Annotated in this window: 27 protein-coding genes; all 27 read left to right on the top strand. The window is 67.9% G+C overall.

Going from position 1 to position 26,847, the window contains the following annotated elements; all coding sequences use genetic code 11:
* The first annotated feature begins 49 nt into the window (after positions 1–49).
* A complete protein-coding gene (locus FJ694_RS10140; protein WP_157266596.1) occupies positions 50–1,303 on the top strand; it encodes a phage major capsid protein in 1,254 nt (417 codons plus the stop codon).
* Positions 1,304–1,374: 71 nt separating this feature from the next.
* The gene (locus FJ694_RS10145; protein ID WP_157266598.1) at positions 1,375–1,821 is read left to right on the top strand and encodes a hypothetical protein; all 447 of its coding nucleotides are present in this window, start codon (positions 1,375–1,377) and stop codon (positions 1,819–1,821) included.
* Positions 1,822–1,886: 65 nt separating this feature from the next.
* Complete coding sequence (locus tag FJ694_RS10150; protein ID WP_157266600.1) at positions 1,887–2,375, top strand: hypothetical protein; 489 nt, start codon at positions 1,887–1,889, stop codon at positions 2,373–2,375.
* 56 nt (positions 2,376–2,431) lie between these two features.
* Positions 2,432–3,082: an HNH endonuclease gene (locus FJ694_RS10155; protein WP_157266602.1), complete on the top strand. Its 651-nt coding sequence runs from the start codon at positions 2,432–2,434 to the stop codon at positions 3,080–3,082.
* Between the two features lie 59 nt (positions 3,083–3,141).
* Positions 3,142–3,402 (top strand): hypothetical protein, encoded by a 261-nt coding sequence (locus tag FJ694_RS10160; protein WP_157266604.1) that lies wholly within the window; start codon positions 3,142–3,144, stop codon positions 3,400–3,402.
* Positions 3,399–3,644 (top strand): hypothetical protein, encoded by a 246-nt coding sequence (locus FJ694_RS10165; RefSeq protein WP_157266606.1) that lies wholly within the window; start codon positions 3,399–3,401, stop codon positions 3,642–3,644. The genes FJ694_RS10160 and FJ694_RS10165 overlap by 4 nt, the downstream gene beginning before the upstream one ends.
* Positions 3,645–3,679: 35 nt before the next feature.
* Entirely contained in the window at positions 3,680–4,123 is a 444-nt protein-coding gene (locus FJ694_RS10170; RefSeq protein ID WP_157266608.1) for a hypothetical protein, read from the top strand.
* A gap of 46 nt (positions 4,124–4,169) precedes the next feature.
* Complete coding sequence (locus tag FJ694_RS10175; RefSeq protein ID WP_157266610.1) at positions 4,170–5,591, top strand: hypothetical protein; 1,422 nt, start codon at positions 4,170–4,172, stop codon at positions 5,589–5,591.
* A 3-nt stretch (positions 5,592–5,594) separates the two neighbouring features.
* The gene (locus tag FJ694_RS10180) at positions 5,595–6,320 is read left to right on the top strand and encodes a hypothetical protein (protein ID WP_157266612.1); all 726 of its coding nucleotides are present in this window, start codon (positions 5,595–5,597) and stop codon (positions 6,318–6,320) included.
* A 71-nt stretch (positions 6,321–6,391) separates the two neighbouring features.
* A complete protein-coding gene (locus FJ694_RS10185) occupies positions 6,392–6,868 on the top strand; it encodes a hypothetical protein (protein ID WP_157266614.1) in 477 nt (158 codons plus the stop codon).
* Positions 6,869–6,894: 26 nt separating this feature from the next.
* Positions 6,895–7,857, top strand: a complete 963-nt coding sequence (locus tag FJ694_RS10190; protein WP_157266616.1) for a hypothetical protein — start codon at positions 6,895–6,897, stop codon at positions 7,855–7,857.
* A gap of 45 nt (positions 7,858–7,902) precedes the next feature.
* Positions 7,903–9,765 (top strand): fibronectin type III domain-containing protein, encoded by a 1,863-nt coding sequence (locus tag FJ694_RS10195; RefSeq protein ID WP_157266618.1) that lies wholly within the window; start codon positions 7,903–7,905, stop codon positions 9,763–9,765.
* 3 nt (positions 9,766–9,768) lie between these two features.
* Positions 9,769–11,079 (top strand): sialate O-acetylesterase, encoded by a 1,311-nt coding sequence (locus FJ694_RS10200; protein ID WP_157266620.1) that lies wholly within the window; start codon positions 9,769–9,771, stop codon positions 11,077–11,079.
* A 1-nt stretch (position 11,080) separates the two neighbouring features.
* Entirely contained in the window at positions 11,081–11,524 is a 444-nt protein-coding gene (locus FJ694_RS10205) for a hypothetical protein (RefSeq protein ID WP_157266622.1), read from the top strand.
* 34 nt (positions 11,525–11,558) lie between these two features.
* Positions 11,559–14,168 (top strand): hypothetical protein, encoded by a 2,610-nt coding sequence (locus FJ694_RS10210; RefSeq protein WP_157266624.1) that lies wholly within the window; start codon positions 11,559–11,561, stop codon positions 14,166–14,168.
* 6 nt (positions 14,169–14,174) lie between these two features.
* A complete protein-coding gene (locus FJ694_RS10215) occupies positions 14,175–14,744 on the top strand; it encodes a head-tail connector protein (protein WP_157266626.1) in 570 nt (189 codons plus the stop codon).
* Positions 14,745–14,746: 2 nt separating this feature from the next.
* Positions 14,747–15,076 carry a phage head closure protein gene (locus FJ694_RS10220; RefSeq protein WP_157266628.1) on the top strand — a complete coding sequence of 110 codons (330 nt, stop codon included), beginning with the start codon at positions 14,747–14,749 and terminating at the stop codon, positions 15,074–15,076.
* A gap of 5 nt (positions 15,077–15,081) precedes the next feature.
* Positions 15,082–15,609 (top strand): hypothetical protein, encoded by a 528-nt coding sequence (locus FJ694_RS10225; protein ID WP_157266630.1) that lies wholly within the window; start codon positions 15,082–15,084, stop codon positions 15,607–15,609.
* A 17-nt stretch (positions 15,610–15,626) separates the two neighbouring features.
* Complete coding sequence (locus FJ694_RS10230) at positions 15,627–15,986, top strand: hypothetical protein (RefSeq protein WP_157266632.1); 360 nt, start codon at positions 15,627–15,629, stop codon at positions 15,984–15,986.
* Positions 15,987–16,092: 106 nt separating this feature from the next.
* Positions 16,093–16,545 carry a hypothetical protein gene (locus FJ694_RS10235; RefSeq protein WP_157266634.1) on the top strand — a complete coding sequence of 151 codons (453 nt, stop codon included), beginning with the start codon at positions 16,093–16,095 and terminating at the stop codon, positions 16,543–16,545.
* Positions 16,545–19,019: a SwmB domain-containing protein gene (locus FJ694_RS10240; RefSeq protein ID WP_157266636.1), complete on the top strand. Its 2,475-nt coding sequence runs from the start codon at positions 16,545–16,547 to the stop codon at positions 19,017–19,019. Before FJ694_RS10235 ends, FJ694_RS10240 begins: the two co-directional genes overlap by 1 nt.
* Before the next feature lie 2 nt (positions 19,020–19,021).
* On the top strand, positions 19,022–19,636 hold the full coding sequence (locus tag FJ694_RS10245; RefSeq protein ID WP_157266638.1) for a hypothetical protein: 615 nt from the start codon (positions 19,022–19,024) through the stop codon (positions 19,634–19,636).
* The gene (gene gp17 / locus FJ694_RS10250) at positions 19,633–19,998 is read left to right on the top strand and encodes a tail completion protein gp17 (protein ID WP_157266640.1); all 366 of its coding nucleotides are present in this window, start codon (positions 19,633–19,635) and stop codon (positions 19,996–19,998) included. Before FJ694_RS10245 ends, gp17 begins: the two co-directional genes overlap by 4 nt.
* A gap of 167 nt (positions 19,999–20,165) precedes the next feature.
* Positions 20,166–20,813, top strand: a complete 648-nt coding sequence (locus FJ694_RS10255; protein ID WP_157266642.1) for a phage tail tube protein — start codon at positions 20,166–20,168, stop codon at positions 20,811–20,813.
* Between the two features lie 101 nt (positions 20,814–20,914).
* Positions 20,915–21,340: a phage tail assembly chaperone gene (locus tag FJ694_RS10260; protein WP_157266644.1), complete on the top strand. Its 426-nt coding sequence runs from the start codon at positions 20,915–20,917 to the stop codon at positions 21,338–21,340.
* Positions 21,341–21,378: 38 nt separating this feature from the next.
* Positions 21,379–21,654, top strand: coding sequence for a DUF1799 domain-containing protein (locus FJ694_RS10265; protein ID WP_157266646.1), 276 nt, complete (start codon positions 21,379–21,381; stop codon positions 21,652–21,654).
* 3 nt (positions 21,655–21,657) lie between these two features.
* On the top strand, positions 21,658–26,847 hold a 5,190-nt coding region (locus FJ694_RS10270), incomplete at its 3' end, for a phage tail length tape measure family protein (RefSeq protein WP_157266648.1).

Here is a 26,847-nt window from a genome sequence, read left to right on the forward strand (position 1 = left end):
AACGAAGCCCGCACCAGCGGGCTTTTTGCATTCCAGAAGGAAACACGTCATGTCCGACGACACCAAGAAGGCCGTCCAGGAAGTCATGGAAGCCGTCACGCAGCTGCGTGAGAACAACGACAAGCTGCTCGCGGCGAAGGCCGACGGCAAGGCCGTGGGCGACCTGACCGCCAAGGTCGAGAAGATCAGCGACAAGCTCGACCAGTACGAGAACACCAACCAGCAGATCGTGCTGGCGCAGAAGACGCAGCAGGCCCAGCAGGAGCAGCTGGACCGGCTGGAGACGCTGCTGAATCGCGCCGCGGTCGGCGGCGGCGGCGCCAAGGGCGAGGACGATGCGCAGAAGCTGCGCGCCGCGTTCGACCGCGTCATGCGCACCCGCCACGAGAACCGCGCCCCCGAGGACGTGAGCCTGCTCAAGCAGCACATGGCCGCCCTGGTCAAGGGCGACGACGCCTCGGCCGGCTACCTGCTGGCACCCCCGGACCTGGAGCGCGCGATCCTCAAGGACATCATCGAGATGTCGCCCATCCGCGCCCTGGCCACCGTGCGCACCATCGGCGCCCACTCCTACAAGTGGCCCAAGCGCATCGGCACCGGCAGCGCCACCCGCGTGGGCGAGGTGCAGCCGCGCCCCAACAGCACCGACCCGCGCTACGGCATGGGCGAGATCCTGGCGCCCGAGATGTTCGCGCGCCACGAGGTCTCGCAGCAGATGCTCGAAGACAGCGGCTACGACCTGATGGCCGAGCTGCGCGAGGAGGTGTCCGAACAGATGGCCGTCAAGGAAGGCATCGAGTCCGTGAGCGGCACCGGCAACGCCAACCACCAGATGGAAGGCTTCCTGGTCGCGTCGGGCATCGGCGAGGTCGTCTCCGGCCACGCCAGCCAGATCACGGCCGACGGGCTGCTGAACCTGTTCTACGAGCTCAAGACGGTCTACACCCGCTCGGCCGTGTGGGCGATGAACCGCCGCACGATCCGCGACATCCGCAAGCTCAAGGACAACCAGGGCCAGTACCTCTGGGTGGCCGGTATCGCCAACGCGGCGCCCAACACCATCAACGGCACGGCCTACGTCGAGTTCCCGGACATGCCCGATGTCGGCGCCGGCGCCTACCCGGTGGCCTTCGGCGACTTCAAGCGCGCCTACACCATCGTGGACCGCGTGGGTCTCGGCTTCATGCCCGACTACATCACCGGCGCCGATGACGGCCTGGTGGTGTACCGCGCGCGCAAGCGCGTCGGCGGCGGCGTCAAAAAGAGCGAGGCGCTGAAGAAGCTCAAGATCGGCACCGCCTGATCGGCCCGACAGCCAGCCAACAGGGCCCGCTGCGCGGGCCTGCTTGAACACCCAACATCGAAGGAATCGTCATGCGCGACCTCTTCTCCAACCTGGCGCTGCAGCAGACGCTGTCGCCGGCCGTCTACACCGCCGACCAGAACGGCGCCGCGGTGGACCGCAAGGGCTTCGACGCCATCCTGCATGTCGTCAACGTCGGCATCACGGCCGACACGCTCTCCGGCTCGGTCAAGATCGACTTCAAGCTGCAGGAGTCCGACGACGGCGCCACCTGGAACGCCGTCACCCGGGCCTACGACGTGAAGCAGTCCACGACCGCGCCCTACGTGGCGGTGGATGCCAACGGCACGTTCCTGACCGTGGACGACAACGCCGAGGACGACGCGGTCTACAAGGTTGGCTACATCGGCAACAAGCGCTACTCGCGCGTGGTGGCCGACTACACCGGCACGCACACCAACGGCATCGAGTTGTCGATGACCGCCGTCAAGGGCTACCCGGCCAGCCAGCCGGTCTGAGCCTGATCCGCTGACGCACCGGGCCGCCGCGAGGCGGCCCTTTCACTTTCTGAAGGAGGAGGCGCATGCCTGCTACCGTTCGCATCATCCAGAAGACGGGCGCCGGCGGCACCGCCACCGACGCCTCCGGCGGCATCCGCTTCAAGAACGCCGATAACGCCACCGTGGATCTGGTCAACCCCATGGTCAAGCCCGCCAGCGGCAGCGACTTCTCGTTCGAGAAGTGGCTGCGCCTGGAGGTGACCGGGGGCACCTACACCCAGATCACCAACATCCGCGCCTACAGCGACGGCGCCAACGGCATGGGCACCGGCATCAACCTGTGGGCCAAGGCCGTGACGAACTACGCGCAGCCGGCCGAGCCCACCAGCACGAGCGGCTTCACGAACTTCTTCTCCTACACCTCCGCCTCGCCGCTGAGCCTGGGCGCGGGCCCCTACACCGGCAACGGCGAGAAGGGCGACCACGTGGTGCTGATGATGGAAGTGCAGAGCACGGCGTCGGGCGGGCTGACGGCGACGGAGACCGCATCTTTTTCTTGGGATGAGATTTAATAACTAATTATTTTGTCTGAGATATACTGCGCACCCGACCTCACGAAAGGTGCGCCATGGAATCCAGACTCACGATCCTTGAGAGGGTTGGCATCGACAAGCACGGCCACACGGCCGTGCGTGTTCGATGCATCTGCGGCACAGAAAGGGTGCTGCCTGAGACGGTGGTCAGGACCGGAAGAACCAAGAGTTGCGGCTGCCTCAAAGACGAAGTTCAGCGCGCGCGCTGGGCCAGGGGCCGCGAAGATCGTTTCTGGGTTCAAGTGGACAAGCGCAGTAAGAAGGAATGCTGGCGCTGGCTCGGTTTCTCATCGCAAGGACCGAACAACTCGTCTCCTTACGGGGTTGCGTCCTACGAGGGCAAGCAGTGGCGCACGCATCGACTGGCCTACAGGCTTGTCAAAGGTGAAATTCCCGAGGGCGCAATGGTTTTGCACACGTGCGACAACACCTTGTGTTGCAACCCAAATCACCTGTACCTCGGTGACCACAAGCAGAACATGCGAGATGTCGCGGAACGCGGACTGCGCAAGAACATCAACACCGGCGAGCAAAACGGCCGCGCCAAACTGACCCAGGAACAGGCCGACGAGATCCGCGCGCTCTACGCCACCAGCAGCCGTTCCCAACAGTCCATCGCCGACGAGTACGGGGTCAGCCAGTTCGCCGTCAGCCAGATCGTCCGCAACAAGCGCTACTGCACCTGACCCGCAGCAGCCCCAGAACATCCAAGCCGCCTCCGGGCGGCTTTTTCACGCCCCAGCCGATGACCAAGCAACTTGAAGAGGTGATCGGCGTCGATGTCACCTTCGACCTCGAAGACCTCAAACCCGGCGTCGAGTACGACGTGGTGTTCGGCGAGTTCGACTCCAGCGTGCAGGGCGCCTTTCGCTCGGTCCTCGCCGCTAAGACCCAGGACGGCATCACCCTCTGGGGCAACGGCGTGACGCTCGCCGGCGTCAACGTCTCCTTCTTCGTGCCCGAGCCCGGCGCCGAGCCGCAGCTGCCCCGATCGTTCGCCGTATGACCAACCCGACCCCCTTTGAGATCGCCGCCGACGCCGCCACGGGCGCGCGCGCGGCGAGCAACGGCGCTGCCCGCCTGATCCTCACCGAGGCCGACGGCGTGATGTTCCGCCGCCGCGGCGTGCGCAACGCCGGCACCGAGGCGCAGCAGGGCGTGGAGCTCGCCGTGGCCGAGGTCAACGGTGTCCGCGTGTACTTCGACGGCACGACCGTGATCGTCTCGCGGGCGGACCTGTACCCCTGAGCCCGGCTTTCCCCTGAATCTTCGCGAGCAGCCCCATGCCTATCTTCAGCATCACGCGCACCGCCACGGCCCTGTCCACCTCGGCCGACCTGCTCACGCTGGTCGCGGCCAACAACAAGCCGCTGCGCGTGCTCATGGTGGACTTGAAGGGCATGGGCACCACGTCAAGTGCGAACGAGGTGCTGATGTCGCGCTCGACGGGCGGCACCGGCGCCGGCGGCGCCCTCGCGGCCGAGAAGGTCAACTCCAACTCTGCCGCGGCGAGCTTTTCCGCCTTCACCACCTGGGGCGCGCAGCCCACGCTCGCGGCGCGGCCGATCTGGGCCTTCGGGCCCAACACCAACGGCGGCATCGACAAGTTCGTGGCCGTGCCCGGCGCCGAGATCAGTGTGCCGGCCTCGGGCCAGCTGAGCTTTCGCGCCGCGGCCGGCACCGGGCCCGTGACGATCGCGGTGCTGGTCGAGGAAATCGACGGCTGACGCGATGGCAGGCCGTCCCCTTCGTGCGCGCTCCGGCATGGGGCGCATGCCGCGCTCGCGCATCGTCGAGACGGCGCCGCCGCCGTCGCTCACCCGCTTCGCCACAGCCCCGCTGAGCGTTGCGCTTCGCGCGGAGCGGCTGCTGCAGGCGTCGCTTTCGGCGCAGGTGGACGTGGTCGGCACCGGCACGGGCAACGCGGCGTTCCGCTACGTCGGCCCCACAGCCGCAGGCAACGGCAGCGGCAGCACCTGGGCGAACCGCGCGCAGTGGAGCACGCTCACGTTCCAGCGCGGCCTGACCTACTACCTGATGGCGGGCAACTACACCGCCCGCACCTACAACACGTCGGGCACGGCCCCCATCACGATCAGGAAGGCCACGGCCGAGGACCATGGCGAGGACGCCAGCGGCGGCTGGACGAACTCCATGGCCACGGGCGTCTGCGCCTTCACGGGCACGCACGAGTTCGCCTCGAGCTTCTGGACCTTCGACGGCGTCACCGGCGGCGGCCCCGGCGCCTGGACCAGCGGCCACGGCTTCGAGTGCACGCAGACCAGCCCTTCTGCCCCGGTGTTCCGCATGAGCGGCGGCAACAACATCTTCGTGCGCCACGTCAAGCTCATCGGCATGAACTCGGCCGGCACCAGTGGCGGCTCGGCAGGCAACGACGGCTTCGCGGTGGTCAACTTCTCCACCGGGCAGGGCAGTTCCTTCACCGCGAGCCACTGCTGGTTCTTCGGCATCGGCCGGTGCCCGGTGTGGGCGCCCAGCACCGGCGCGATCGGCCACACCATCGAGCACAGCTACGTCGATCGGTTCAACTTCGGCTCGTCGGTGCACGGCGAGGTCGCATCCACCTACGGCTCCACCGGCACAAGCTGCGTCGTGACCTGGCGCTGGAACATCATCACCGACGTGCAGAGCACCGGCGGCCTACAGTGGTCGGCCACCGGCAGCAACAAGACGGCCGAGTTCCGCGTCTACGGCAACGTGTTCTACCGCCCTGCGAGCCGCACCTGGGCGCCGGCGGCCAACGGCTGCATCGGCGGCTGGACCGGCAACCCCAACGGGGACCGCGAGACCTGGCACAACACCAAGGTCTACAACAACACGTTCTACAACTGCACCGGCAGCTACGTGCAGCCCGACGTTGAAATGGTGATCGAGGTGCCCAGCGGCAACGACTGGCGCAACAACGCCTTCTTCAACTCGGCCACGCAGAACTGGCAGCACGTCAACCTGCACAACTACAACCACTTCATTGCCTCCGGCGGCACCTGGGGCGAGGCCAACGGCACCAGCGCCACGGGGGGTGATCCTTTCGTGAGCGCAAGCGGCCTGGACTTCACGCCGGCGTCGAACGTCATCCCGCCGGGCATCGCGCTGGCGGCGCCCTACAACGTGGATATGTTCGGCAACGTCCGGGACCCGGCGAACTGGACTCGCGGCGCCGTGCAGAAGGTCTGATCCATGCCCATCAGCAACATCCGCACCGCCGTCGCGGGCTCGTCGAACAATGCCTTCGGCGGCGCCATCACCACCGCGGCCATGGCAACCCTGGCCGACGACATCGTGGTGGTCGCCGTGGTGTTCACGGACGCCAATCCGGCCGGCAACCTGACCATCACGAACAGCGGCACCGCGATGACGTGGACGCTCATCGCCGACGTGGCGGTCAACGGCTTCAACCGTGTCGCCGCATGGTGGGCGCGCTCCGCCGGCGCGGAGAGCCGCACCGCCACCGTGAACTGGGACAGCGGCCAGAACCTGAACTGGGGCCTCTTCACTGCGCTGCATGCGGGCGGCCATGCCTCGGCCCCGGTGCCACTGGACAAGGTCTACAGCGGCTCCGGCTCCACGGGTGTGAGCCAGGCCATCACGCCGACTTCCGCCGGCTCCGCGCTGTGGCTGCTGGCCGCTGACGCGGCGACTTCCGCCGGTACTGTGCCCTCGACGTTCGCCGCCGGCACGAACTGCGCCATCGAGCGCGCCGTTGCCACCGACCAGTGGGATGCGGTGCTGGTCCGCCCTGCCGTGCAGCCGCGGCCGGACACCAGCGCCTTCACGCTGTCAGAGACGCATGCCGGCAACGCCGTGGCGTGGCTCGCCTTCGAGGTGCAGTCCGCGGCCAGCGGCGGCGGCACGCTGCTGCCGCTGCTGGCCATGCATCACCGCAAGCAGCAGGGCATCTGCTGACCCGCGCCACCACGTAAACCCATTCCAGGCCCGCCGTGCGCGGGCCGCTTCGCATCTGAGGGCCCGCAGCCATGACCATCCGCCTCAAGCAGAGCACCGCCGGCCAGATCGTGCCGCTCGGGCCCTTCATCGCCAGCAGCGACGGCGTCAGCGTCACGAGCCCGACCATTGCCAGCACGGACATCAAGCTCTGGAAGAACGGCAGCACCACGCTCGCGAACAAGAACAGCGGCGGCGCCACGGCCATCAGCCAGGGCATCTACCACGCCACGCTCGACGCCACGGACACGAACACCCTGGGTCCGCTGGTGCTGTTCGTGCAGGTCAGCGGCAGCCTGCCCGTGCGCCTGGAGTGCGAGGTGCTGCCGGCCAACGTGTACGAAGCCCTCGTGAAGGGCACCCAGTTCCTGGAAGTCACCGGGTTGAAGCCGACCTGGAGCGTGAGCAGCAACGTGCTCACCGTGCGGGCGGTGGACGGCACCACCACGCAGTTCACCAAGGTGCTCGCCACGGACGGCAGCGCGCAGCCGATCGTGGGCGCGTCCTGAACGCAAACCCTCGGACCTGAGCCCAGATGGGAGCAGGATTCCGCTCGCTGCTGGCCCAGGAGGTCGGCGGCGCAGCGGTGCCGCAGGCGGCGCCTGCCGGCTTTCGCTCGCTGGCGCTGCTCGAAGCGGGCGGCATCGGTGCGGGCAGCGGCCCGCGCACGGCCTCGGCCACGCTTGGTGCCTACGTCTTCACCACTGGCGGCGCCGGCTACCGCTCGCTGCTGGCCATGGAGCTCGGCGGCGCCGGCTCCGGCCAGCCCGCAGTGCGGCCGTTCGACTACGGGTTGCCTGCGGCCTGGGCCGCCGACATAGGCTGGGCGGGCACGTATGCGTGGCACCAGCTCGGCACCACGGTGGTGGCGCGCTCGGTCGCGGTCAACACCGCAGCCGCCGCGCTCTCCGGCGCCGTGGCCGTGCCGGCGACGGCCGCGGCCACGCTCGACGGCTTCGTGCTCGCCAGCGGCAGCGCGGGGGCGCAGTTGTCCGCTGCGGTGCAGTCGTCGCCCGCCGCCGCCGCAGCGTTCGATGCCGGCGTGCAGGCGGAGCGCAGCAGCGCGGCCTCGCTGTCGGCGGTGGTTGCTGCGCAGCAGCTGCTCAGCGGTGCGCTGCAGGCCGCCGTGCAGGACTCGCCGGCCCTGGCTTCTGCACTCTCGGCCGTCGTGCAGGGTGCAGGAGGGTCACTTTCCGCGCAGGTGCAGGCCGCGGTGCAGGTCGAGGGTTCCGCCTCCGCAGCGCTCTCAGCCTTCGTCGGCGGTACGCCGGAAGTCTCAGCGCCGCTGTCGGCCGTCATCGTCCTGCCGCGCGAGCGCGCGCTGGCGCTGTCGGCCATCGTCTTCATGCGCCCTAGCCTCTCGCTGGGGATGGATGCGCTGGTCACCGATCCGGTGCCCGTCGTGATCGTCCAGGCCCCGGAGGGCGGCGGCTACGACCCGGACGTGGTTGAACCCGGCCAGCCGTGGCCCGAAGTGCCGCAGCGGCCGTCGCACTGAAACGCAATCGCCCGAAACCGCAACCGCCCAAGGAAACACCGCCTCATGCAAACAGCCGACCTCGTCAAGGAGACCGCTACCGGCACCGGGCCCTTCACGCTCGGTGGCGCCGCCCAGGGCTTCCGCACCTTCGCCGCCGCGTTCCCGAGCGGCGCCACTGGCGTCATGGTGGCCGTCTCCGAGCCGAGCACGGGCGCGCGCCTGACCGGCCTGGCCACGATCAGCGACAACACGCTGACGATCACCAGCACCGAGACGGCTGTGGGCACGTTCGGCGCCGGGGCGAAGGAGGTGGTGTGTACGGCCACGGCGAAGCAGCTGCGGCGCCTCGCCCGACCCAGCGCACCCACGCTCGGCAGCATTGCTGACGGCAACGCGATCAAGCTGGCGGCGTTCGACACCAACGGTGACCCGCTGAACTTCACCGCCGGCACGTTTCTGGCATGGTTGCTCACGCAGTCGCAAGGTCCTGGCGATCTTGCCGCCGCTGGCGCGCTTGCCGGCACGGACATCGTGACCGTGACGCAGGGCACGACCGAAGTCAAAACTACGCTCTCGGCGCTATCAACGTTCTTCGGCGCCGCTGGCGGCGGCACGTCAACGCCTCCCGGCGCACCAACAGGCCTGACGCTCGGCACTGCCACCACCAGCAGTCAGCCGCTGACGTGGACCGCCCCCAGCAGCACTGGCACGAGCGCAATCACCGACTACACGGTGCAGTACGCCGTCGCCGGCAGCGGCTCCTGGCAGACGTTCGCGCACAGCGCTTCGACGGCCACCAGCATCACGGTCACCGGCCTGTCGGCGGGCACCAGCTACGACTACCGCGTTGCCGCCGTGAGCGCCGCCGGCTCTGGCTCCTACAGCAGCACCGCGACCGGCTCCACCGCTGCCGCTACCGGAACGCCGGCAGGCGCCCCGACCGCGCTCACGCTGGGCACGGCCACGACGACGACGCAGCCGCTGTCGTGGACCGCTGGCACGGAGGGCAGCACAGCAACGACCGACTACATCGTGCAGTACCGGGTGACTGGCTCGGGCTCATGGCTCACCTTCTCGGACGGCACGAGCACGGCGACCAGCGCGACCGTCACCGGCCTGACGCCGGGTGTGTCCTATGACTATCAGGTGGCTGCGGTCAACGGCGCTGGCTCCAGTGCCTACAGCACCTCGGTTACCGGCTCGACGGCAGCAGCCGCGCCCGGCCAGGTCACGGGCCTGACGCTGGGCACTGCGACCGAAACGACGCAGCCGCTCACCTGGACCGCACCGACCGCCAACGGCTCGGCAATCACCGACTACGTGATCCAGTACCGCGTTACCGGCTCCGGGTCGTGGACGACGTTTGCTGACGGCACCTCGACCACCACGAGCGCGACCGTCACGGGGCTGACCGCGAGCACAAGCTACGACTACCAAGTTGCAGCCGTCAACGGTGTCGGCACCGGCGCGAACAGCAACACCGCGACCGGCTCGACCGGAGCGGCGGTGACGGCCTACACCATCACCGGCCACAGCGGCACCGCCGTCAAGAGCACGTTCGACGCCTCTGGGCTCAGCACCGGCTCAAACGGCAAGAAGGTCATCGCCCCTTCCAGCCAGTTCACGCTGAACGTCTATTGGGCTATCAGCCCGGCGCCGGCATCGGATGGGGTCGCAACGACCGGCGCCTATTCCGGTTGGGTACCCAGCGGCACGACGCCGACCACATCCGACAGGGCGGCGACGCAGAACCTGTCGTCTGGACTGAATGCCATTGTTCCGATGGTGAAGCCCTCGACGGTCTGGGGCAACAACAGCAACCTCTACATCACTCCCGGATCGGGCACGACGACCTGGGACTTCATCGTGTGGCCGGCCGGCGGCACGCCGCAGGTCAAGGGCACGCTCACGGTCACGGGCGGCTGATCCATGGCACTCCGCAAAACAGGCCCAGCCCTGCGCAAGCGCGGCGCCCTGCTTGGCTCCATCATCAGCAGCACGGGCAGCGGTGCCGCCACGCCGCCGCCCGTGACTCCAGGCACGGATTTCGGCATCGGACTGATCGGCCAGTCGGAAATGGCGAACTGGCCCAGCACGCCACTGGTCAGCCCTCTAGCCGACTCCCGACTGACCCACTTTCTACGCAACAGCAACACGCGGGTTCGGTTCGGCAACTACAACGACAACGGGGCACCAGGCACGCCGTCCCCGTACACCGGGGTGCCCGGCACAACGACGACACAGCCCAGCTACCGTGGCGATGCTCCGGTCTACCTGGGCAATGCAATCGCCGCTGCGCTCGGCGTCAATGTGTGCCTGATCGAGCGCGCAGTGGGCGCATCGAGCATCAACTCTTGGGTTGGCGCGGGGGCCAACTGGGCAACGTTTGCGGCCGCAGTGCAGGCGTCCGGCGTGCCGCTGAAAATGGTCATCTGGTATCAAGGCCCCACCGATGCAGCCGACATGTCGGCGACGACGTACAGAGAAAAACTCGCGCAGGTGCATGCGCAGTGCTTGGCGCTACCCGGCGTTGATGCTGCGACGTTCAAATTCGGCGTGATTTCCACGGGGCCCGGGAAGTTCAGCGGCTCGCTCGAAGGCGACTTCGGCAAGCTGCGGCTCGCGCAGGTGGACTATGCGACCAACACGCCCGGCGCGTTCCTGGCATGCAACGCTTACGACGCTTCCACGGGGGCGAATGACAGCGTTCATCCCACGGGCGAGAGCTACAACCGGCACGGCCGGCGCGTGGCGAAGTCGGCGCTCGCGGCGCTGGGCATCGCAAACACCGGGCGCGGTGGCAGTGGCGCAGGCCCGCGCATCACGGGCGCCACGCGCAGCGGCGCAGTCATCACCGTGACCGTCGCGCACGCGGGCGGCAATGCGCTGCAGGACGGCGCGGGCGGCACCGGGGCGAGCCTGAGCGGGTTCCGGGTGTTCGACAACGGAGCGACGGCAACGATCAGCGCGACGGCCATCACCAGCCCTACGACGATCACGCTGACGCTTGCCAGCGCGCCTGCCGGCACGGTGACGCTCACGCATGCCGTCACGGATGCGCCGTGTGACCCGGTGTGGGGCACCGATGCCAACCCGGCAGGCAAGCGCGCGGGCGCCATCGCGTTCACGGCGGCCAACTGCGTCTATGACAACGACGGGTACTCGGTGGGCACGGGCACGGCGAGCACGACGCTCGGCAGCCCGCTGCAGCCGTGGTCTGGCACAGTGACGGGGAGCTGACATGCTGGGAGTCGGTTCCCTTGCGCAGTATCCGCTCGGCGCTGAGGCGCTTGCGACCACGCAGTCCGCTGTCGCCGCGGTCTCGGCCGCAGTCAGCGTCGCCGGTGTGCAGTCCGCCATCCTTTCCGGTTACGTTGGGTCTGCCAGCAGCGTGATGCCCAAGCGCGTGCGCCTAATCTTGCGTACGCTTGGTGGCCAGCCGGCTGCCAATCTCGCCGGCCTATCGGTGGCCTTCTTCGATCAGCCGGAAGTGATTCTGCTGCAAGCGCCGAGCGTCGTCGTCACCGGGGTGGCCACTGACGCAGGCGGCATGCTTGACATTGATGTTGGCGCCAGCACCCTGAGCCCGGGTGAAATTGGCTACTTGGTCGAAGGCAATGCAAGCGGCGACCCCTCGCAGGATCACTCCGGCTGGCACGGTCCGGTGACGGTGGAGGCGGCCTGACCATGGTTGCGGAGTTTGCCGGAGCGCAGTTGTGTTGACGGCCTTCACGCTCACCAGTGCCAGCACGCAGGCCGCAGCGCCGTTCGTGCTTGGGCAGGTCTTCAAGCGCGGCAGCGTGCCGGCTGGCAGCACCGTCGTAGTCTCTGGTGCAGATGCCCAAGTCACACCGAAAGCCTATTGGTCCGACGGCTCTCTGCGCTTTGCGGTGGTGGCTGGGACTGCCAATGTCTCCACCACAGCGGCGACACTAACGCTTTCCCTGGGCACGGCCGCCACAGGTGCGGTGCTCACGACAGCGGAACTGCGCGCCACCGGCGCGGCCGTCACCATCGACTGCGGTGTGCTCGGCGCTGCATCCTGGGCTGGCACTGACTGGGACGCGCCGCTGGACTGGAGTCAGGGCGGACCCGATGTTGCATGGGTGTCCGGCCACCGGATGTCGTCGTGGATCTACCGCAAGCCCGTGGGCTCCGATGCGCACCTCGTGGCTTGGCTGGAGGTGCGGTTGTTTGCGACTGGGCAGGTGGAGATCCTCCCGTGGATCGAGAACGGTTACGTGCATGTGGCCGCACCCACGAACAAGAGCGCGACGTACACCGTAACGATCGGCTCGACACAGCGTTTCTCGCAGGCCATCGACCTGCCGCATCACTGCCGCACGCCGCTCATCGGTGCATCGTCGCCGCGCGGTGGTGCCGAGCTCTCATACTGGCTTGGTGCCGATCCGCGCGTGACACCGCAGCACGACCTGGCCTACTTCCAGGCCACGGAGATGGTGCCCACGTACTGGCCCACGGTGCCGCCAAGCCAGGACATCGTTGCCTCGCTGCCGGCGACGTACACGCCGCTTCAGCAAGGCAACTACCCCACGGGCATGGGTGCGGCCGGCTACAGTCCATCAATCGGCCTGATACCAGAATGGGATGTTCTCTATCTCACGTGCCCTGGCAGCGCCAAGCCCTACGAGGCCCTGATCCGCAATGCGTACAGTGCCGGCCGCTACGGCATGCACTACCGCGACGAGACGACGCAGCGCCCGATCCGTTTCAGCGCCCACCCCGGCCTTTGCCTGAACGCCACCAACTCCGGTGTCAGCAGTGCGGGACACAGCACGCTTAACGACTACACGCCACAGCCAGGAGGCGCGACGCCGGCGACGTGGGCATCGTCCCATCATCCGAGCGTGGGCTACATGGCCTACCTTGTTACTGGCCGGTTCTATCACTTGGAGCAGTTGCAGTTTGCGGCGACCCTGAACTACCTCAAGCAGATCGACGCAACGCGGCAGTTCGCAAAGGGATTGTTCCTGTCCCAGGCTGGCGCCAATACGACGCGCGGCTCCGGCTGGGCGATGCGAACGCTGTGCCAGGCTGCATCCGTCACGCCGGCAGAAGACCCGCTGCATGCCGAGTTCATTGCATCTACCCAGCACAACGTCGATTACCTGCACGGGCGCTACGTTGCCCAACCCAGCAATCCTCAAGGTTGGGTGCAACCGTATTCCGACTACACGGGCGCAACCGGCTCCGTGGCTGCGGGTTCAACCGCCACCTTGATCCAGATGCCGGCGGGCTTTGCATTAGCGCAGAGTCCTGTGGGTTGGACGCTTACCACCGGCGGCAATTCACGCACCGTCATCGCCTATGACAACGTGGCCAAAACGCTCTTGGTGGACTCGCCGTTCCCGTCTGCTCCTGCGGCCGGCTCCTCGTACTCGCTCAACGACAGCAAGTATTTCGAGGCGGCATGGATGCAGGACTACGTGACTGCGTCCTGGGGCTATGGGCTCACGCTGGATTTGCCGATAAACAACCAGGCCAAGTTTGCCGCCTGCTTCGAGTGGAAGGCTCAGTCTATTGTCGGGCGCCTGGGGGGCACCGATCCCACAGAGTTCCTGTACCGCGACGCGGCACAGTTCACCATCTCCATCGCTCCGGCCAACGCACCGAACTACGACACCGGGGAAGGCCCTTGGTACGCCAACTGGGGCGAGTGTTATGCGGACACTTTGGGGGAGCCCAACCCCGGGGAGGTGGGCAACCTCCGCGGCGATGGCTCGGCTGTACCAACTCTGCCGACGGGATACTGGACTTGGCTGCAGCCCGGCATCGTCTACGCGATGCGGCACGGCGTTGCTGGTGCCGCCGAAGGCTATGCCCGCATGACCGGGGCAGCCAACTGGCCAGCCCTGCGCGACCTCGGCTACACCGCGCCGGTTTGGTACGTGAAGCAGCCAGAGGCTGCGGCGGCTCCAGTCGCCAGCACTTCAGTGGCCGCGCTACTCAGCGCAGCGGTGCTGGCTGCACACAGTTTGGCCTCCCTGCCAATAAGTGCCGCTGTTGCCTCATCCGCGAATGTCACAACGGCAGTCCTGAGCGCGGCAGCGCTGGTCACCCACAGCTCAAGCGTTGCCCTGTCAGCACAGATCCGGGTGCTGCAGCAGACCGAGTCGCCAGCACGTCATGCACCTCTGCGCGTCGAAGGTGCTGCCATGCATGCGGTACTGCGCGGAGCGTTGGTGTCGTTCACGCAAACTATGGCTGTCGGTCTGTCGGCCAGCATCGCGGAAGGAAGCTACGTCCCCGCACCCAGTGGCTGCGGCTTTTCTCCAAAACACCGCCCCACTTGGCGGCCGAGGCGATAGCACCCGATGTCCACCATCAAGATTGCCGAGCCGGCACGCGAGCTTTTCACGCTGGAGGAGGCCCGCGCTTTCCTCAAGTGCGACGACGCCGAGGCCGACAGCGTCATCACGCTGGCGCTGGCCGCCGCGCGCGAGCTCGCCGAAAAGGAGATGGCGCGCACGCTGCTGGAAACCGGCTACGAGATGCGCACCGACGGCTTCAGCCGCGCCGTGCGCCTGGAGTGGCCCCGCGTGCAGCGCGTGCTGTCGCTGCAGTTCGTCGCCCCGGACGGCGAAGTGCTCACGCTGGACCCGCAGGACTACGTGCTCGACAACGCCAACGACTTCGCGCCGGCGTGGCTCGTGCCCGCGCGCGGCAAGGCCTGGCCGGAGACCGCCGACGAGGTCAACGCCGTGCGGGTGCGCTACGTGGCCGGCTACGGCACCGAGCCGGCGCAGGTGCCGGCCGCGATCCGGCAGTGGGTGCAGCTGCACGCACGCTCGTTCTACGACAACCCCTCGGCGCTGAGCGCCGGGAACCTCCAGGCCCTGCCGTACCTATGCGGGCTCATCGAGGGCTTCAAGGTCTACGGCTGACCATGGGCGCCGACTTCGACACCCGCGTGGCCCTGCAGCGCCACAGCGGCGCCAAGGACAAGTTCGGCCAGCCGCTGAAGGATGCCTGGGCCGATGTCGCGCAGGTCTGGGCCAACCGCAAGCTCGGCGTCGGTGTCGAGCAGGTCAAGGCCGGCGCCGACATGGCCACGGTGCGGGCGTCGTTTCGCATCCGCTGGCGCGCCGGCGTCGATTCCGGCATGCGCCTGGTCGAGGTCGGCTCCGGCGCGGTGTGGGACATCCAGGCCGTGCTGGCGGACCGCCGCGAGAACCGCATCGACCTCGCCTGCGAGCAGATCAACCCGAGAACCTGAGCCCCATGGCCAAGCTATTCCTCGATGCCGTCGCGCAGACCACGGCGAGCACCGGCACCGGCAACATCACGCTGGTCACGCCGACGCCGTACCCGGGCCGGCGCACCCTGCAGTCCACGGGCGTCGCCACCGGCACGAAGCTGTCCTACCGCATTGCGGCCGTGGACAACAACGGCCAGGAGACCGGCGACTGGGAAACCGGCGAGGGCACCTACCTCGGCGCCGGCTCGTTCGAGCGCACGACGCCGCGCGCCGGCTCTGCAGCGGTGCCCGTGGCATTCGTGGGCGGCACCAAGAAGGTCACTTTCACGGTCAACGCGGCCGACCTCGACACGCTGGCCGAGCTTGATGCCGGCGCAACGCTGACGTGGAACACGGACGGCACCCTGGCGACGGTCACGACGAACGGCACGACCTACACCATGGCCTACGCCACCGTGGACGACTTCCCGCGCCTGACCTCCATCACCGGCGGCGGCAAGACCGTCGCACTGGGCTACGACGGCGCCGGCCGCCTCACTTCCATCGGCTGAAGCAGGACACGTCTCGCATGCAACTCGCGCTCATCCCTGGCCCCATCCAGCTACCCCAGCTCGAAGCCGGCCCCGCCGAGATCGTTCCGGCCACCGGCACCTGGGCCGGACCGCAGACCAAGGTCATCACCGCGGCCAACGTCGTGCAGGTGCTTGCCCCCGTGCGCGTGGCCCGGCGCGGCTGGCTGATCCAGAACTTCGGCTCCGACGGGGCGGACTTCTGGATCGACAGCGGCGCCAACCCGGTGCCCTACGAGTGCATCACCGTTCCTGCGGGTGCCGAGTGGGTGTGCCCGGAGAACATGGTCACCGGCGCGGAACTGCGCATCCTGTGCTCCGTGGCCGGGACCAAGTTCGCCTTCCGCGAGGCCTTCTGACGTGGGCGGCGGCATCAGGTTCTTCCGCGGCGGCCTCGTCGAAGAAACGAGGCTTTTCGCGCTCAACGCGGTGGCCGGGCAGACTGCGGCCCCCGGCAACACGAACATGAACGCGCTGGCGGGCTGCGCCTACACCATGCCCCGGGGCGTGCTGCCGATCACGGGCCGGCTGCGGATCTGGGTGGCTGGCCGCAAGGGGAACAACACCCAGACCGACGCGGTGACCTTCGGGCTGCGCGTCGGCACCACCGGCACGGCGTCCGACCCGCTGCTGGGCTCGTTCGGCTTCACGCTGCAGGCCACGTCCCGCTCCTGGGCCTTCATGACGCACTGGCGCGTGGAGACCGCAACGCGCATCCGCCGCGTCGGCGCGATTGACGGCGTCGGCGGCGAAACCAGCCAGATCGGCTCCAGCATCACGACGGCCTCCACCACGGACACGCTGCCCGATGTCAGCGTCAACACCCTGCAGTGGCGGCTGCACGCGCAGATGAGCGCCGGGAGCGCCGACTGGGTCGTGGTGGACGACTTCGCCATCCTGGTCACGGACCCGTACTGATGGCCACGCGCTACAAGTGGTTCCCCGGGCACTACGTGCTCCTCTACAACGTCAACCTTCCGGACCAGTGGAACGACGGCGGCCTCACCCGCCACCTGGAGCAGATCAAGGACATCCCCAACCTCATCGGCATCCAGAAGCGCTACACGTGGCGCTTCCTGGAGGCGACGAAGGACAGCTACGACTTCAGCGACATCGTCACCGACCTGGCGACGTGCGAGCGCTACGGCAAGAAGCTGCGGGCGTTCCTGACGATCAAGGGCTTCAACGGGGGGCGCGGCGCGCCGGACTACCTGCGTCCCGGCAATGCCGGTTATGAGGCCGGCTTCGGGCCTGGGGTCTACAACTGGCTGCAGATCGAGCAGCCCGCAGGCTCGGGGAACTTCGTCCCTCGCAACGAGCATCCCGCCCTGTGGCTGAACCCGGTGCGGGACCGGCTGAAGAAGCTGGTGCAGCGCATGGGCCAGGCCATCGACAGCCATCCGGCGCTGTCCGTGGTGGACCTCAACGAAACGTCGTGGGGCCCGGTGCCTGCGGGTACAGCCGCCGGCGACGATGCCGTGTCGCGGCAGCGCAAGATGGCGCTGGCCTACCGCGAGGTGCACGCGCAGGCCAAGGTTTCGTTCCCGACGACGATCTTTTGCCACTTCCTGAACTTTCCGAACAATGCCGGCTTCTCCGTCATCAATGATGCCGAGTCCGGTCTTCCTGCGGAGATGCTTGTCACCGGCACTGCGATCGGTGGCCCCGACAACTGGCTGGACGACTTCGGGCTGGAGCGCCCGCCCAGCGTCTACCCGCCGCTGCCCGGCGTTTTCTGGCACTACAAGAACGCCCGGGGTCTGACGGCCATCAGCCCCTCGAACCAGCCCGGCAACTACGAAACCAAGAGCCACGAGGACTACACCAACACCGACGAGAACGGCAAGCCAGCGCGCATCGTGGCGCCGGACATCACCATCGAGAAGATGTACCTGCGGTGTTCGACGGCTGGGGTCACGTTCCGCGGCATGTTCAAGGAAGGCCTGCACGCCACCCACGTGAACTGGAGTGCGCGTACCGATGCGGTGCCGACGGCGACACCTTGGGTGCCGTGGAACGAGATCCGCAACTTCTTTCGCAACAAGTGGAATACGCCTGGGCCCGACTACCAGAATATGACTCCGGGCGTTGTCACGGCCGTTCCCGCCGCCCTTGAGGACGGGGCGCCACAGCCGCCGCCGGCCCCCACGCTGCGACTCGCCTCGGACACGGGCCAGGCCGGGGACGACCTCTACACGAACAGCGCCGCATTGGCCGTGGATGGCCTCGTGGCCGGCGCCGTGGTGCAGTACGCGCGCGACGTTTTCTCCGGCTGGAGCGCGACGCCGCCGACACCCCTGCCCGGGGAGAACACCGTGATCGCGCGCCAGTTGCTCCAGGGCATTCCGAGCGAGCCCAGCAACATCCTCACGTTCCAGTACGACAGGGATGCTCCCGTGCTGGTTCGCGCCACGATCAACAACGACATCCTGCGCATCTACTACCGCGATGCGGTGCCGTTCGCCGATGCTGCAGGCTTCATTCCGGACCGCAGCGCCTACAGCGTCACGATCGGTGGCGCTCCGGTCGTCGTGGACGGACGCAGCGTGCTGGTGGTGCTGCGGGCCGTGGAACTCAACCTGCGCACGCCGGCGCTGGCCGGCAGCGAGGTGCGGGTCAGCTATTCACCTCCGACCAGCGGGACGCTACGGTTCCAGGACGCGGCCGGCAACTTCGCGCCGGCCTTCACGAACCAGGCCGTCAACAACGTCACCGGCGTGCCGGCCCCGACGAAGACGGTCGCGATCACGCAGATCGGCGGCGTCACCCCCGGGGGTTACACCCCCGACGGCGCGCCGCTGCTGCAGGGCACGATTTCCGGGGTGCTTGCGAACTACGAAGAGGTCGAGGTCCGCCGCGTCTTCACGCAAGTCGATCCCGACACCGGGGTCTCGACGACGAGCTATGTGCTTGCCGGCATCGCCGACGTGGTCGGCACAACCTGGAGCTACCGCGACACAGACCGGGGTGACCGCTTCTTTGCGTGGGCTGCGCGGGTGCGCAACGGGGAACTGTTCGGCCCGTTCTCGGAAACCGTCGGCGTCACCGTGGACACGAAGCCGCCGCAGGTGCCGGTGCTGGGGTCCGGCAAGGCCGTGTATCGGGTTGGCGAGGCCGTGACGATCTTCGGCGGCTGGGGTGCCGGCGCCGGCGAGAAGATCGTCGTCTACGTCAACGGTGGCCAGTACACGACGGCCAACGGGCTCCAGATCACGGGGCGGAACTGGACGCTGCCGCTGGGTCCGCAGCCCGTGGGCCGCTACAACCTCGGCGCCATCGTGACAGACCTCGCCGGCAACACCGCGGCGGTCGAGGAGCCGACGTTCTTCGATGTCGTCGGCGAGCCGTCGATCAACGAACTGCGCCTGGCGCTGGCGCGCGTGAGGGTCTGAGCATGGCAAACAGCTTCAACCTCTCCTTCGACCCGGCGCCACTGCTCAAGCAGGTGCAGTCCGTGCGCGAGGCCGTCGAGGCGTCCACGCGCGGCGCGGCCCGCGCCGGCGCCGTGGTACTGCGCGACGAGGCGCGCCGGCGCGCGGCCAACACGCCGCAGGCGGCGAAGTGGGGCGTCTCGCAGACTGGCAACTTCAGCCGGGCGATTTACCACCAGTTCGCGCATGACAGGAGCATCCCGGACCGCAAGGCCTCGCCGGGCTACATGCGGGCCATCTACGCCGTCAGCTGGAACCACGCCAAGGCGCCGCATGCCTGGAACGTCGAGAACGGCCACTGGCAGTATTTCCGCTGGACGCGCGATGCTGGCGGCAACTTCTGGACGATGCGCCAGCCGCATGCCTGGGGCAAGGCCAAGCCGCGCCCGCCGCGCAAGAAGACCGGCGACCGCACGGACCAGTACAACTACTGGGTGCCCCTGGACAAGCCGAAGTGGATTCAGGGCTATCCCATCATCCGGCCCACCTTCGCGGCGATGTGGAACCAGGCGCTGCAGGCCGTGAACCGGCGCTTCAACGAGCGCCTGGCCGAAGAACTCGCGGAGCGCGGCCTGTGATCCCGGTGCTCATGCTGGAGGCCATCGGGCCCCTCGTGGAGGGGCGCGCATTCCATGGAACGGCGGCCTACGACACGCCGCGGCCCTTCGTCACCATCCAGCAGATCGGCGGCGAGGCGGTGAGCTTCGTGGACAACGCGCGGCCGTCCAAGATCAACGCGCTGGTGCAGGTGAACTGCTGGGGCGACTCGCGCGAGCAGGTCTACCTGCTGATGCTCGCGATCGAGGATGCGCTGCGCGCGTCCGAGGCGATGGTGGCGCGGCCGAGCGGCGCCATGATGGATCGGGATGAACCTGAACAGGGAATGTTCGGTGAGCAGCAGGATTTCTCCTGCTGGTGTGACAGACCTGCGCCGACGTAGCGCACGCAACTAGCAACTTGAATTATCCCGCCTTGAGCGGGCTTTTTCGTTTCTCTCTCGCCCGAAAGGGCATCGGCCAGCCCGGCATGCACTCGCATGACCGGGCTTTTTCATGCCCGCTCGGGCAAGTGTCTAGCGGGCTGTCAAGCCCTGGAAAGGAAGCAATCGTGTCCTTCGCGATTCCGGATGGTGCCAAGCTGTTCATCGGCACCGTGTCCACGACCATCATCAACGCCACGCTCTCCACGGGCAGCCCGGCGGTTGCCACCATCGCCTCCGGCCACGGACTGGTCAACGGCGACGAGGTGCTGCTGAACTCCCTGTGGGAGGAGAGCGATGCCACGCTGTTCCGCCTCATCAACCAGCTCAGCACCAGCGTGGGCCTGGAAGGGCTGGACTCCACCGACACCAGCTACTTCGCCCCGTCGAGCAACACCGGCTCGCTGCAGAAGATCACCGGCTGGACCGAGGTGGCCCAGGTCACCGACATCGCCATGAACGGGGGCGACCCGAAGTTCGCGACGGTTGGCCTGCTCTCGCGTCGTCGCGACATCAACCTCCCGGCGGGCTTCAACCCCATGAGCATCACCATCACGCTGGCCGACGACCCGGCGCTGACGGGCCAGATCGCGCTGAAGGTGGCGGGCCGCAGCACGGCCAAGCGCCCCTTCAAGATGCTGATGCCGGGCTCGGGCCCCGCGTACTGGTTCGGCAACGTCAGCTTCAACGACGCCCCGCAGATCCGCAAGGGCCAGGCCAACACGGTGCAGGCCACCGTCTCGCTGCTGGGTCAGTTCAACCGCTACGCCTCGTAAGGCGCTCACAACACGGGGTGGCCCGCCGCGCGCCGCGGCGGGTCTTTCACCGGCCTGGTCGCTCCAGGTCGGCTTTTTCTTCCTGACCCAACGACAACACCATGCCCGCCAAGATCACCCTGACGGCCCGCCCGGGCCCGTTCACCAAGACCGTCGCCATCCCCACGCCCGAGGGCGAGGATGCGAAGGTGTCCTTCATCTTCAAGTACCGCACCCGCAAGGAGTTTGCGAAGTTCATGGACGCCTACAACGCCGCCGCGCGCGAGCGTGCCAAGGCGTTGTTCCCGCAACCGGCCGAAGGCGAGGAAGCCCCGGCGGAGGCGCCCGCGGTCACCGACGCGGTCCTGGCGGACGCCATCAACGAGAGCGGTGCGCAGTACCTCATCGACGTGGCCGAGGGCTGGGGCCTGGATGAGGACTTCACGCTGGAGAACGCGCAGCGCCTGGTCGATATGTACCCCGGCACCGTGCCGGCGGTGGCCAAGGTCTACGGCGAAACGCTCAAGGACGGCCGCTCGGGAAACTGATCGCGGCTGCGCGCGCACTGCACACCCCTCCGCCCAAGGTGGAGGAGTTGGCGCGGTGGGGCCTGACGCCCGAACTGGTCGCGCGGCCGTTCCCCGAAATCTGGGAAGAAAACTGGCCGGCGCTGCGGCTCTACATGCGCTGCAACGACCAGTGGCGCTGCGGCATGGGCGGGCCCTACGCCCTGGACATGACCGTGCCGCTGGCGCTGATGGCCCGCATGGGGCTGTCGGACGACGACTTCGACGAACTCTATGACGACATCACGACGATGGCGCGAACCGCCCTCGAAGTGATGGCCGAAAACCGGGACTGATCCATGGCTGAAGAAGGCTCCTCCGGCGCCAGCCGCGCGCAAGAGCAGAAGGCCACGCTGCTCATCGGCGCGGATGCGTCCGGCGCCGAGGTCACGCTGGAGAACCTGACCCGCAAGACCCAGGCCTTCGGCAATCAGGTCGTCAAGGCGCAGGCACTGGTGAAGGCCGGCTTCGAGCTCGGCCCGCAGCAGACGGCGCGCGGCTTCGAGACGCTGCTGGGCACCCGCGCGGGCCTGGACGCGGAGCGCCTGAAGCCGCTGATCGAAGGCCTGCGCGAACTGGAGCAGCAGCAGAAGCGGCTGAAGTTCGGCGAGGGCCTGGCTGAGTCGATCGCCGGCCTGGAGAAGCAGGCTCAGCGTGCCAAGGCATCGGCCGAGGCACTGATCGCGCTGGAGGCGGCTGACAAGCGGCAGCAGCTCACCGCGTTGGGCGGAAGCGCGGAGATCGAGAAGCAAATCAAGCAGTGGGAGCGGCTGAGCCAGGCCAAGGCCGCGTCCGACCGACAGGACCGCATCGACACCTTCGCGGCCAAGGTGCGCGAGCAGGCCGCGGCACTCGAACTCCAGGGCCAGAAGGCCAAGGCCACGGCCGAGGATCTGCTGGCCATCGAGGTCGCGGAAAAGCGCTACCAGGCGCTGATCGCCGGCATCGGGCCGCAGGTCGAGTCCGCCATCCAGGACTACGAGAACCTGGCGCGCGCGCGGCTGCGTGCTGCCGAGGTGGACCGCATGCAGGCCACGCGCGACGAGTTCACCGCCAAGATCACGGCGCAGGTGCAAGCGCTGGAGCGGCAGGCCGAGCGCGCGAACCTCTCGGCGCGTGAAATGCTGGAGTTGGATGTCGCCGAGAAGCGCTACCAGGCGTCGCTCGCCGGCGTCGGCCCGCAGGTCGAAAAGCAGATCCAGCAGTTCCACGACCTGTCGCTTGCACGCATTGAGGCGACGGAACGTGCCGCCGGCGGCCAGGACGCCGAATCGCTCAAGGCCAAGATCACCGGGCAGATCGAGGCCATGGTGCGCCAGGCCGAGCGGGCGAGGCTCACCGCGCGCGAACTGCTCGAACTGGAGGTGGCGGAGAAGCGTTTTCAGGCTTCGCTGGCCGGCGTCGGTCCGGCCATGGAAAAGCAGATCCAGGCCTTCTATGACCTGCGCCAGGCCGCTATCGCCGCAGACGAAGCGCAAGCTCTGGGGCAGGGCGCTGCGCAGCTGAAGGAAAAGACCACCGCGCAGATCGACGCGCTCGTGCGCCAAGCCGAGCGCGCGAACCTGACCAAGCAGGAAATCCTGGAGCTCGACGCCGCGGAGCGCCGCTACCAGGCGCTGCTGGCAGGCGTCGGGCCGGAGTTAGAGCGGCAGATCCAGCTTTGGTACGACCTCTCTCGCGCGCGGCTGCAGGCGGAGGAGTTGGCCGCCAACGGCCAAGGCGGGACGCAACTGCGCGCGCAGATCGACAGCCAGGTGCAGGCGCTGGAGCGGCAAGCGCTGGCAGCCGGTCGCACCGCGCGCGAACTGCTGGACCTGGAGGTGGCCGAGAAGCGCTTCCAGGCATCGCTTGCCGGCGTTGGGCCGCAGGTGGAGGCGCAGATCCAGCGCCTGTACGAACTGCGCAGCGCCGCGCTGGACGCCGAGGACGCAAACAAGGGGCGAGCGTTCATCAACCAGCTTCAGCAGCGCCTGGACATGGGCAAGGGCACGGTGAGCATCTACGACCAGATGCTGGCCAAGGCGCGGGCACTGGGCCGGGAAGCCGATGCCAAGCCCATTCTGGATGAGCTCGCCAAGATCGAGCGCGGCTTCACGGGCGTCGGCAAGGAAAGCCGACTCGCGGCCCAACAGATGGCCCTGGTGGCACCCCAGATCACGGACATCATCACGCAGCTTCAGGGCGGGGTTGATCCGTTCACGATCCTGATTCAGCAGGGCGGCCAGCTCCGCGACATCTTCGGCAGCGCGGACGGTGCTTTCAGGGGGCTGCTGGGCGGCATCAAGGAACTGGGCGCCGGCATCCTGCGGTTCGCCGTCAATCCCTTTGTGATGGCCGCCACCGCCGCCGGGGTGCTGGCCGTGGCCTTCCTCAAGGGCCAGGATGAGGCGCACGCCTTCGAGCGCGCGCTGATCTCCAGCGGCAATGCCGCCGGCACCAGCTCGGACCGGCTTCGTGCCTACGCGCGGGAGATTTCCGCCAGCGTCGGCACGCAGGGCGATGCTGCCAAGGCACTCACCGCCCTGGTGAACACCGGCCGCGTCGGCGCCGGGCAACTGGAGGTCGCCGGCGAGGCCGTGGTGCGCATGGTGCGCGAGATGGGTGTGTCGGCAGAGGATGCCGCCGGGAAGTTCGCCGACCTCGCCAAGGACCCGCTGCAGGCCATCCTGCGCCTGAACGACCAGTACCGCTTCCTCACCGTCGCCGTCTACGACCAGATCAAGGCGCTGGAGGAGCAGGGCCGCAAGGACGAAGCCGCGAAGCTGGCGCAGGAGACCTACGCCATCGCGATGACGGCCAAGGCCAAGGCGCTGGAGCAGCAACTGGGCCTGGTGGAGCGCGCCGCGCGCGGCGTGCGCGACGCAGCCAAGGGCATGTGGGACGCGCTGCTCAACGTGGGCCGTCCGGAGACGCTGGAAGACCAGCTCAAGAAGGCTGAAGCGAATCTGGAACGGCTGCGCAAGAGGCTCGCGGAGCCGCCGAACGCGCCACCCAGCGGCGGGCGCCTCACGCTGGGCCTCGATGTCAAGAGCGACCAGCAGGTGCAGAAGGAAGCCGACCGTGAGCAGTCCAAGGTCGATCTGCTGAACGAACAGATCCGCCTGCGTAACCGGCTCGCCGCGGCGCAGGGAGATGAAGCCCGGGCTGTGGAGCTCACCAACCAGTTTTTCAAGGACAGCGAGGGTGCGCTGCGCCGTGAGATCCTGCTGCAGCGCGAGATCGCCCAGGCCAACGAGCAAGCGGCAGCGGCCACCGCACTGAACGCAGGCAACACCGAGAAGCTGGCCGAGATCGAGGAACTGCGCCAGCGTCGGATTGCGTTGATCCAGCAGAAGTACGACACCGGCGAGAACGCCGTGTCCATCCGCGCCAAAGAAGCGGAGTGGATGGACTACATCGCGCGCAAGCAGGGCGAGATCAACCAGGCACGTGCGATGGGCGCGCTCAACGAGGCACAGACCCTCGACGCGCTCAACAAGCTGGAGATGGACCGGCTGCTGGCGCAGCGTCAGACGCTAGTGCTGGAGCAGCAGGCAGCGCAGGCCCGCATCAACAACCCGGCCGAGCGCGCGCAACTCGCCGCCGCGCTGGCGCTCAACGAGAAGCAGCTCAACGAGGAACTTGAGCGCGGCCGGCGCGCGCTGGAAGCCCAGACCAACGCTGCCAAGGTGCGTGCGAACCAGTTCGGCTACGAGGAACAACTGGAGGGCGAACAGGCCGTAGCCGACTACCGCCGGCAGCAAGAGGACGCGATGAACGCCATCGCTCTCGCGCTGTACGAGCAAAAGCGCTACCTGAACGACAACGCGGCCCTGATCGAGGCCGAGGTCGCGATGGTCGGGCTCTCCAACGAGCAGCGGCAACTTGAACTGGAGAAACTGCGCATCAAGCTGCGCCTGCAACGCGAGATCGAGGCCATCAACAAGCTCGACCGCTCGCAGGCCGAGAAGGATGTTCTGATCGCCGCGGCGAACGAGAACGCCGCAAGGCAGTCGGCGCAGGCCGGCACCCGCATCTACCAGCAGGAGTGGGAGCGCACCGCCGGCCAGATCAACGGCAGCCTCACCGACGCCATCATGAATGCCGGCGAGGATGGGGCGGCGGGCCTGAAGCGCCTGTTTGCCAACCTGGTGCTGCGCCCGGTGGTGCAGGCCATCATGCAGCCGCTGTCTGGCAGCCTCGCGTCGGCTTTCACGCCGGGTGGTGCCGGCACGGGCGGCGGCGGCTCCGGGTTCATGGGCACGCTGGGCAACGCTGCAAACGCCATCTCCGCGTACCGCAACGTCACAGGGCTTGCCGGCACGGCCAGCGGGCTGATTTCCGGGGCTGGGACGCTGTTCGGGTCGGCCACGACGGCGGCCTACGGCGCCGGCGTCGGCCTGTCGGCGTCACAGGCGGCTGCCGCAGCGGCGGCCTACAACTCGGCGGGCATGACCGCCATCGGCTCCAGCATCAGCGCAGGCTCGTCCCTCGGCGCCAGCCTCACGGCCGCAGGTCCCTACGTCGCCGCGGCCATGGCCATCTACGCCATCGCCAAGGCGCTCGACAAGTCCGGCACGCCGCACGTCGGCTCGGCATTCGAGATCAAGAGCAACGGCACAGGCGGCAGAGTCATCGACAACGCCGATGACGGCTGGCGCCTCAACCGGGTCTGGAGCCCGGGGCAGACGACCAACACCAACATGGCGCGAGCCGTCGAGGAACTGGTGCGCGGCGTCTCCAGCACGATCGGCGCCACGCTGGACACCTTCAATCTCGGCAAGGTCACGGTGCGCGGCGCCTTCGCCAGCGACAACACCGACCCCAGCGCGGGACGGCTGACCATCACCGGCTCGGATGGCGAGGTGCTGACGGACTTCTACCGCCGCAGCTACTCCAAGGACGCCGGCAAGGGCCTGCAGCAGTTCACCGACGACGCGGCGCGCGTGATCCGCGACTCGCTCATCAAGGCCGACTTGCCGGCTTGGGCCGACGAGGTGCTGAAGTCCATCGGCGAGAAGCCGTCGATGGATGCGATCGTGCAGGCCGTCGAGGAGGTCAACAAGCTCGTCGCGGCGTCCAAGACGCTGGGCGTTGCGCTGGGCCTGACAACCACCGAGTTCGTCAGCGTCGCCAAGGAAGTCGGCGGCAGCGACGCGCTTTCTGGCCTGGCGCAGGGCTACATCGGCGCGATCTACACCGACAAGGAGCGCATCGAGGCCGCGCGCAAGTCCCTGGCGTTGGGCTTTGGCGAACTCGGCGTGTCGGTGCCGGCAACCAAGGATTCGTACCGCCAGCTCGTGGAGGCGCAGGACCTCACGAAGGAGTCCGGGCGCAAGCTCTATGCGCAGTTGCTGGCGCTGGCGCCGGTGTTTGCCGAAGTGCAGAACGCCTGGGAGCAGCAGGTTGAAGCGGTGCGCAACGAGCGTCTGGGCCTGGAGCAGCGGCTGCTGCAGGTGCAGGGCAACACGGCCGAACTGCGCCGCCGGGAGCTCGCGGCGCTGGACCCG

Origin of the sequence: Azohydromonas aeria, from assembly GCF_009760915.1 — a bacterium.
Taxonomy (GTDB): Bacteria; Pseudomonadota; Gammaproteobacteria; order Burkholderiales; family Burkholderiaceae_C; genus Azohydromonas; species Azohydromonas aeria.

What these genes read in the sequence shown, in the direction of transcription:
- FJ694_RS10140 (WP_157266596.1), top strand. Translation starts at nt 50, where the DNA reads ATGTCCGACGACACCAAGAAGGCCGTCCAGGAAGTCATGGAAGCCGTC.
- FJ694_RS10205 (WP_157266622.1), top strand. Translation starts at nt 11,081, where the DNA reads ATGCTGGGAGTCGGTTCCCTTGCGCAGTATCCGCTCGGCGCTGAGGCG.
- FJ694_RS10150 (WP_157266600.1), top strand. Translation starts at nt 1,887, where the DNA reads ATGCCTGCTACCGTTCGCATCATCCAGAAGACGGGCGCCGGCGGCACC.
- FJ694_RS10220 (WP_157266628.1), top strand. Translation starts at nt 14,747, where the DNA reads ATGGGCGCCGACTTCGACACCCGCGTGGCCCTGCAGCGCCACAGCGGC.
- FJ694_RS10170 (WP_157266608.1), top strand. Translation starts at nt 3,680, where the DNA reads ATGCCTATCTTCAGCATCACGCGCACCGCCACGGCCCTGTCCACCTCG.
- FJ694_RS10145 (WP_157266598.1), top strand. Translation starts at nt 1,375, where the DNA reads ATGCGCGACCTCTTCTCCAACCTGGCGCTGCAGCAGACGCTGTCGCCG.
- FJ694_RS10195 (WP_157266618.1), top strand. Translation starts at nt 7,903, where the DNA reads ATGCAAACAGCCGACCTCGTCAAGGAGACCGCTACCGGCACCGGGCCC.
- FJ694_RS10260 (WP_157266644.1), top strand. Translation starts at nt 20,915, where the DNA reads ATGCCCGCCAAGATCACCCTGACGGCCCGCCCGGGCCCGTTCACCAAG.
- FJ694_RS10240 (WP_157266636.1), top strand. Translation starts at nt 16,545, where the DNA reads ATGGCCACGCGCTACAAGTGGTTCCCCGGGCACTACGTGCTCCTCTAC.
- FJ694_RS10165 (WP_157266606.1), top strand. Translation starts at nt 3,399, where the DNA reads ATGACCAACCCGACCCCCTTTGAGATCGCCGCCGACGCCGCCACGGGC.
- FJ694_RS10190 (WP_157266616.1), top strand. Translation starts at nt 6,895, where the DNA reads ATGGGAGCAGGATTCCGCTCGCTGCTGGCCCAGGAGGTCGGCGGCGCA.
- FJ694_RS10185 (WP_157266614.1), top strand. Translation starts at nt 6,392, where the DNA reads ATGACCATCCGCCTCAAGCAGAGCACCGCCGGCCAGATCGTGCCGCTC.
- FJ694_RS10160 (WP_157266604.1), top strand. Translation starts at nt 3,142, where the DNA reads ATGACCAAGCAACTTGAAGAGGTGATCGGCGTCGATGTCACCTTCGAC.
- FJ694_RS10180 (WP_157266612.1), top strand. Translation starts at nt 5,595, where the DNA reads ATGCCCATCAGCAACATCCGCACCGCCGTCGCGGGCTCGTCGAACAAT.
- FJ694_RS10175 (WP_157266610.1), top strand. Translation starts at nt 4,170, where the DNA reads ATGCCGCGCTCGCGCATCGTCGAGACGGCGCCGCCGCCGTCGCTCACC.
- FJ694_RS10215 (WP_157266626.1), top strand. Translation starts at nt 14,175, where the DNA reads ATGTCCACCATCAAGATTGCCGAGCCGGCACGCGAGCTTTTCACGCTG.
- FJ694_RS10235 (WP_157266634.1), top strand. Translation starts at nt 16,093, where the DNA reads ATGAACGCGCTGGCGGGCTGCGCCTACACCATGCCCCGGGGCGTGCTG.
- FJ694_RS10245 (WP_157266638.1), top strand. Translation starts at nt 19,022, where the DNA reads ATGGCAAACAGCTTCAACCTCTCCTTCGACCCGGCGCCACTGCTCAAG.
- FJ694_RS10155 (WP_157266602.1), top strand. Translation starts at nt 2,432, where the DNA reads ATGGAATCCAGACTCACGATCCTTGAGAGGGTTGGCATCGACAAGCAC.
- FJ694_RS10200 (WP_157266620.1), top strand. Translation starts at nt 9,769, where the DNA reads ATGGCACTCCGCAAAACAGGCCCAGCCCTGCGCAAGCGCGGCGCCCTG.
- FJ694_RS10225 (WP_157266630.1), top strand. Translation starts at nt 15,082, where the DNA reads ATGGCCAAGCTATTCCTCGATGCCGTCGCGCAGACCACGGCGAGCACC.
- FJ694_RS10230 (WP_157266632.1), top strand. Translation starts at nt 15,627, where the DNA reads ATGCAACTCGCGCTCATCCCTGGCCCCATCCAGCTACCCCAGCTCGAA.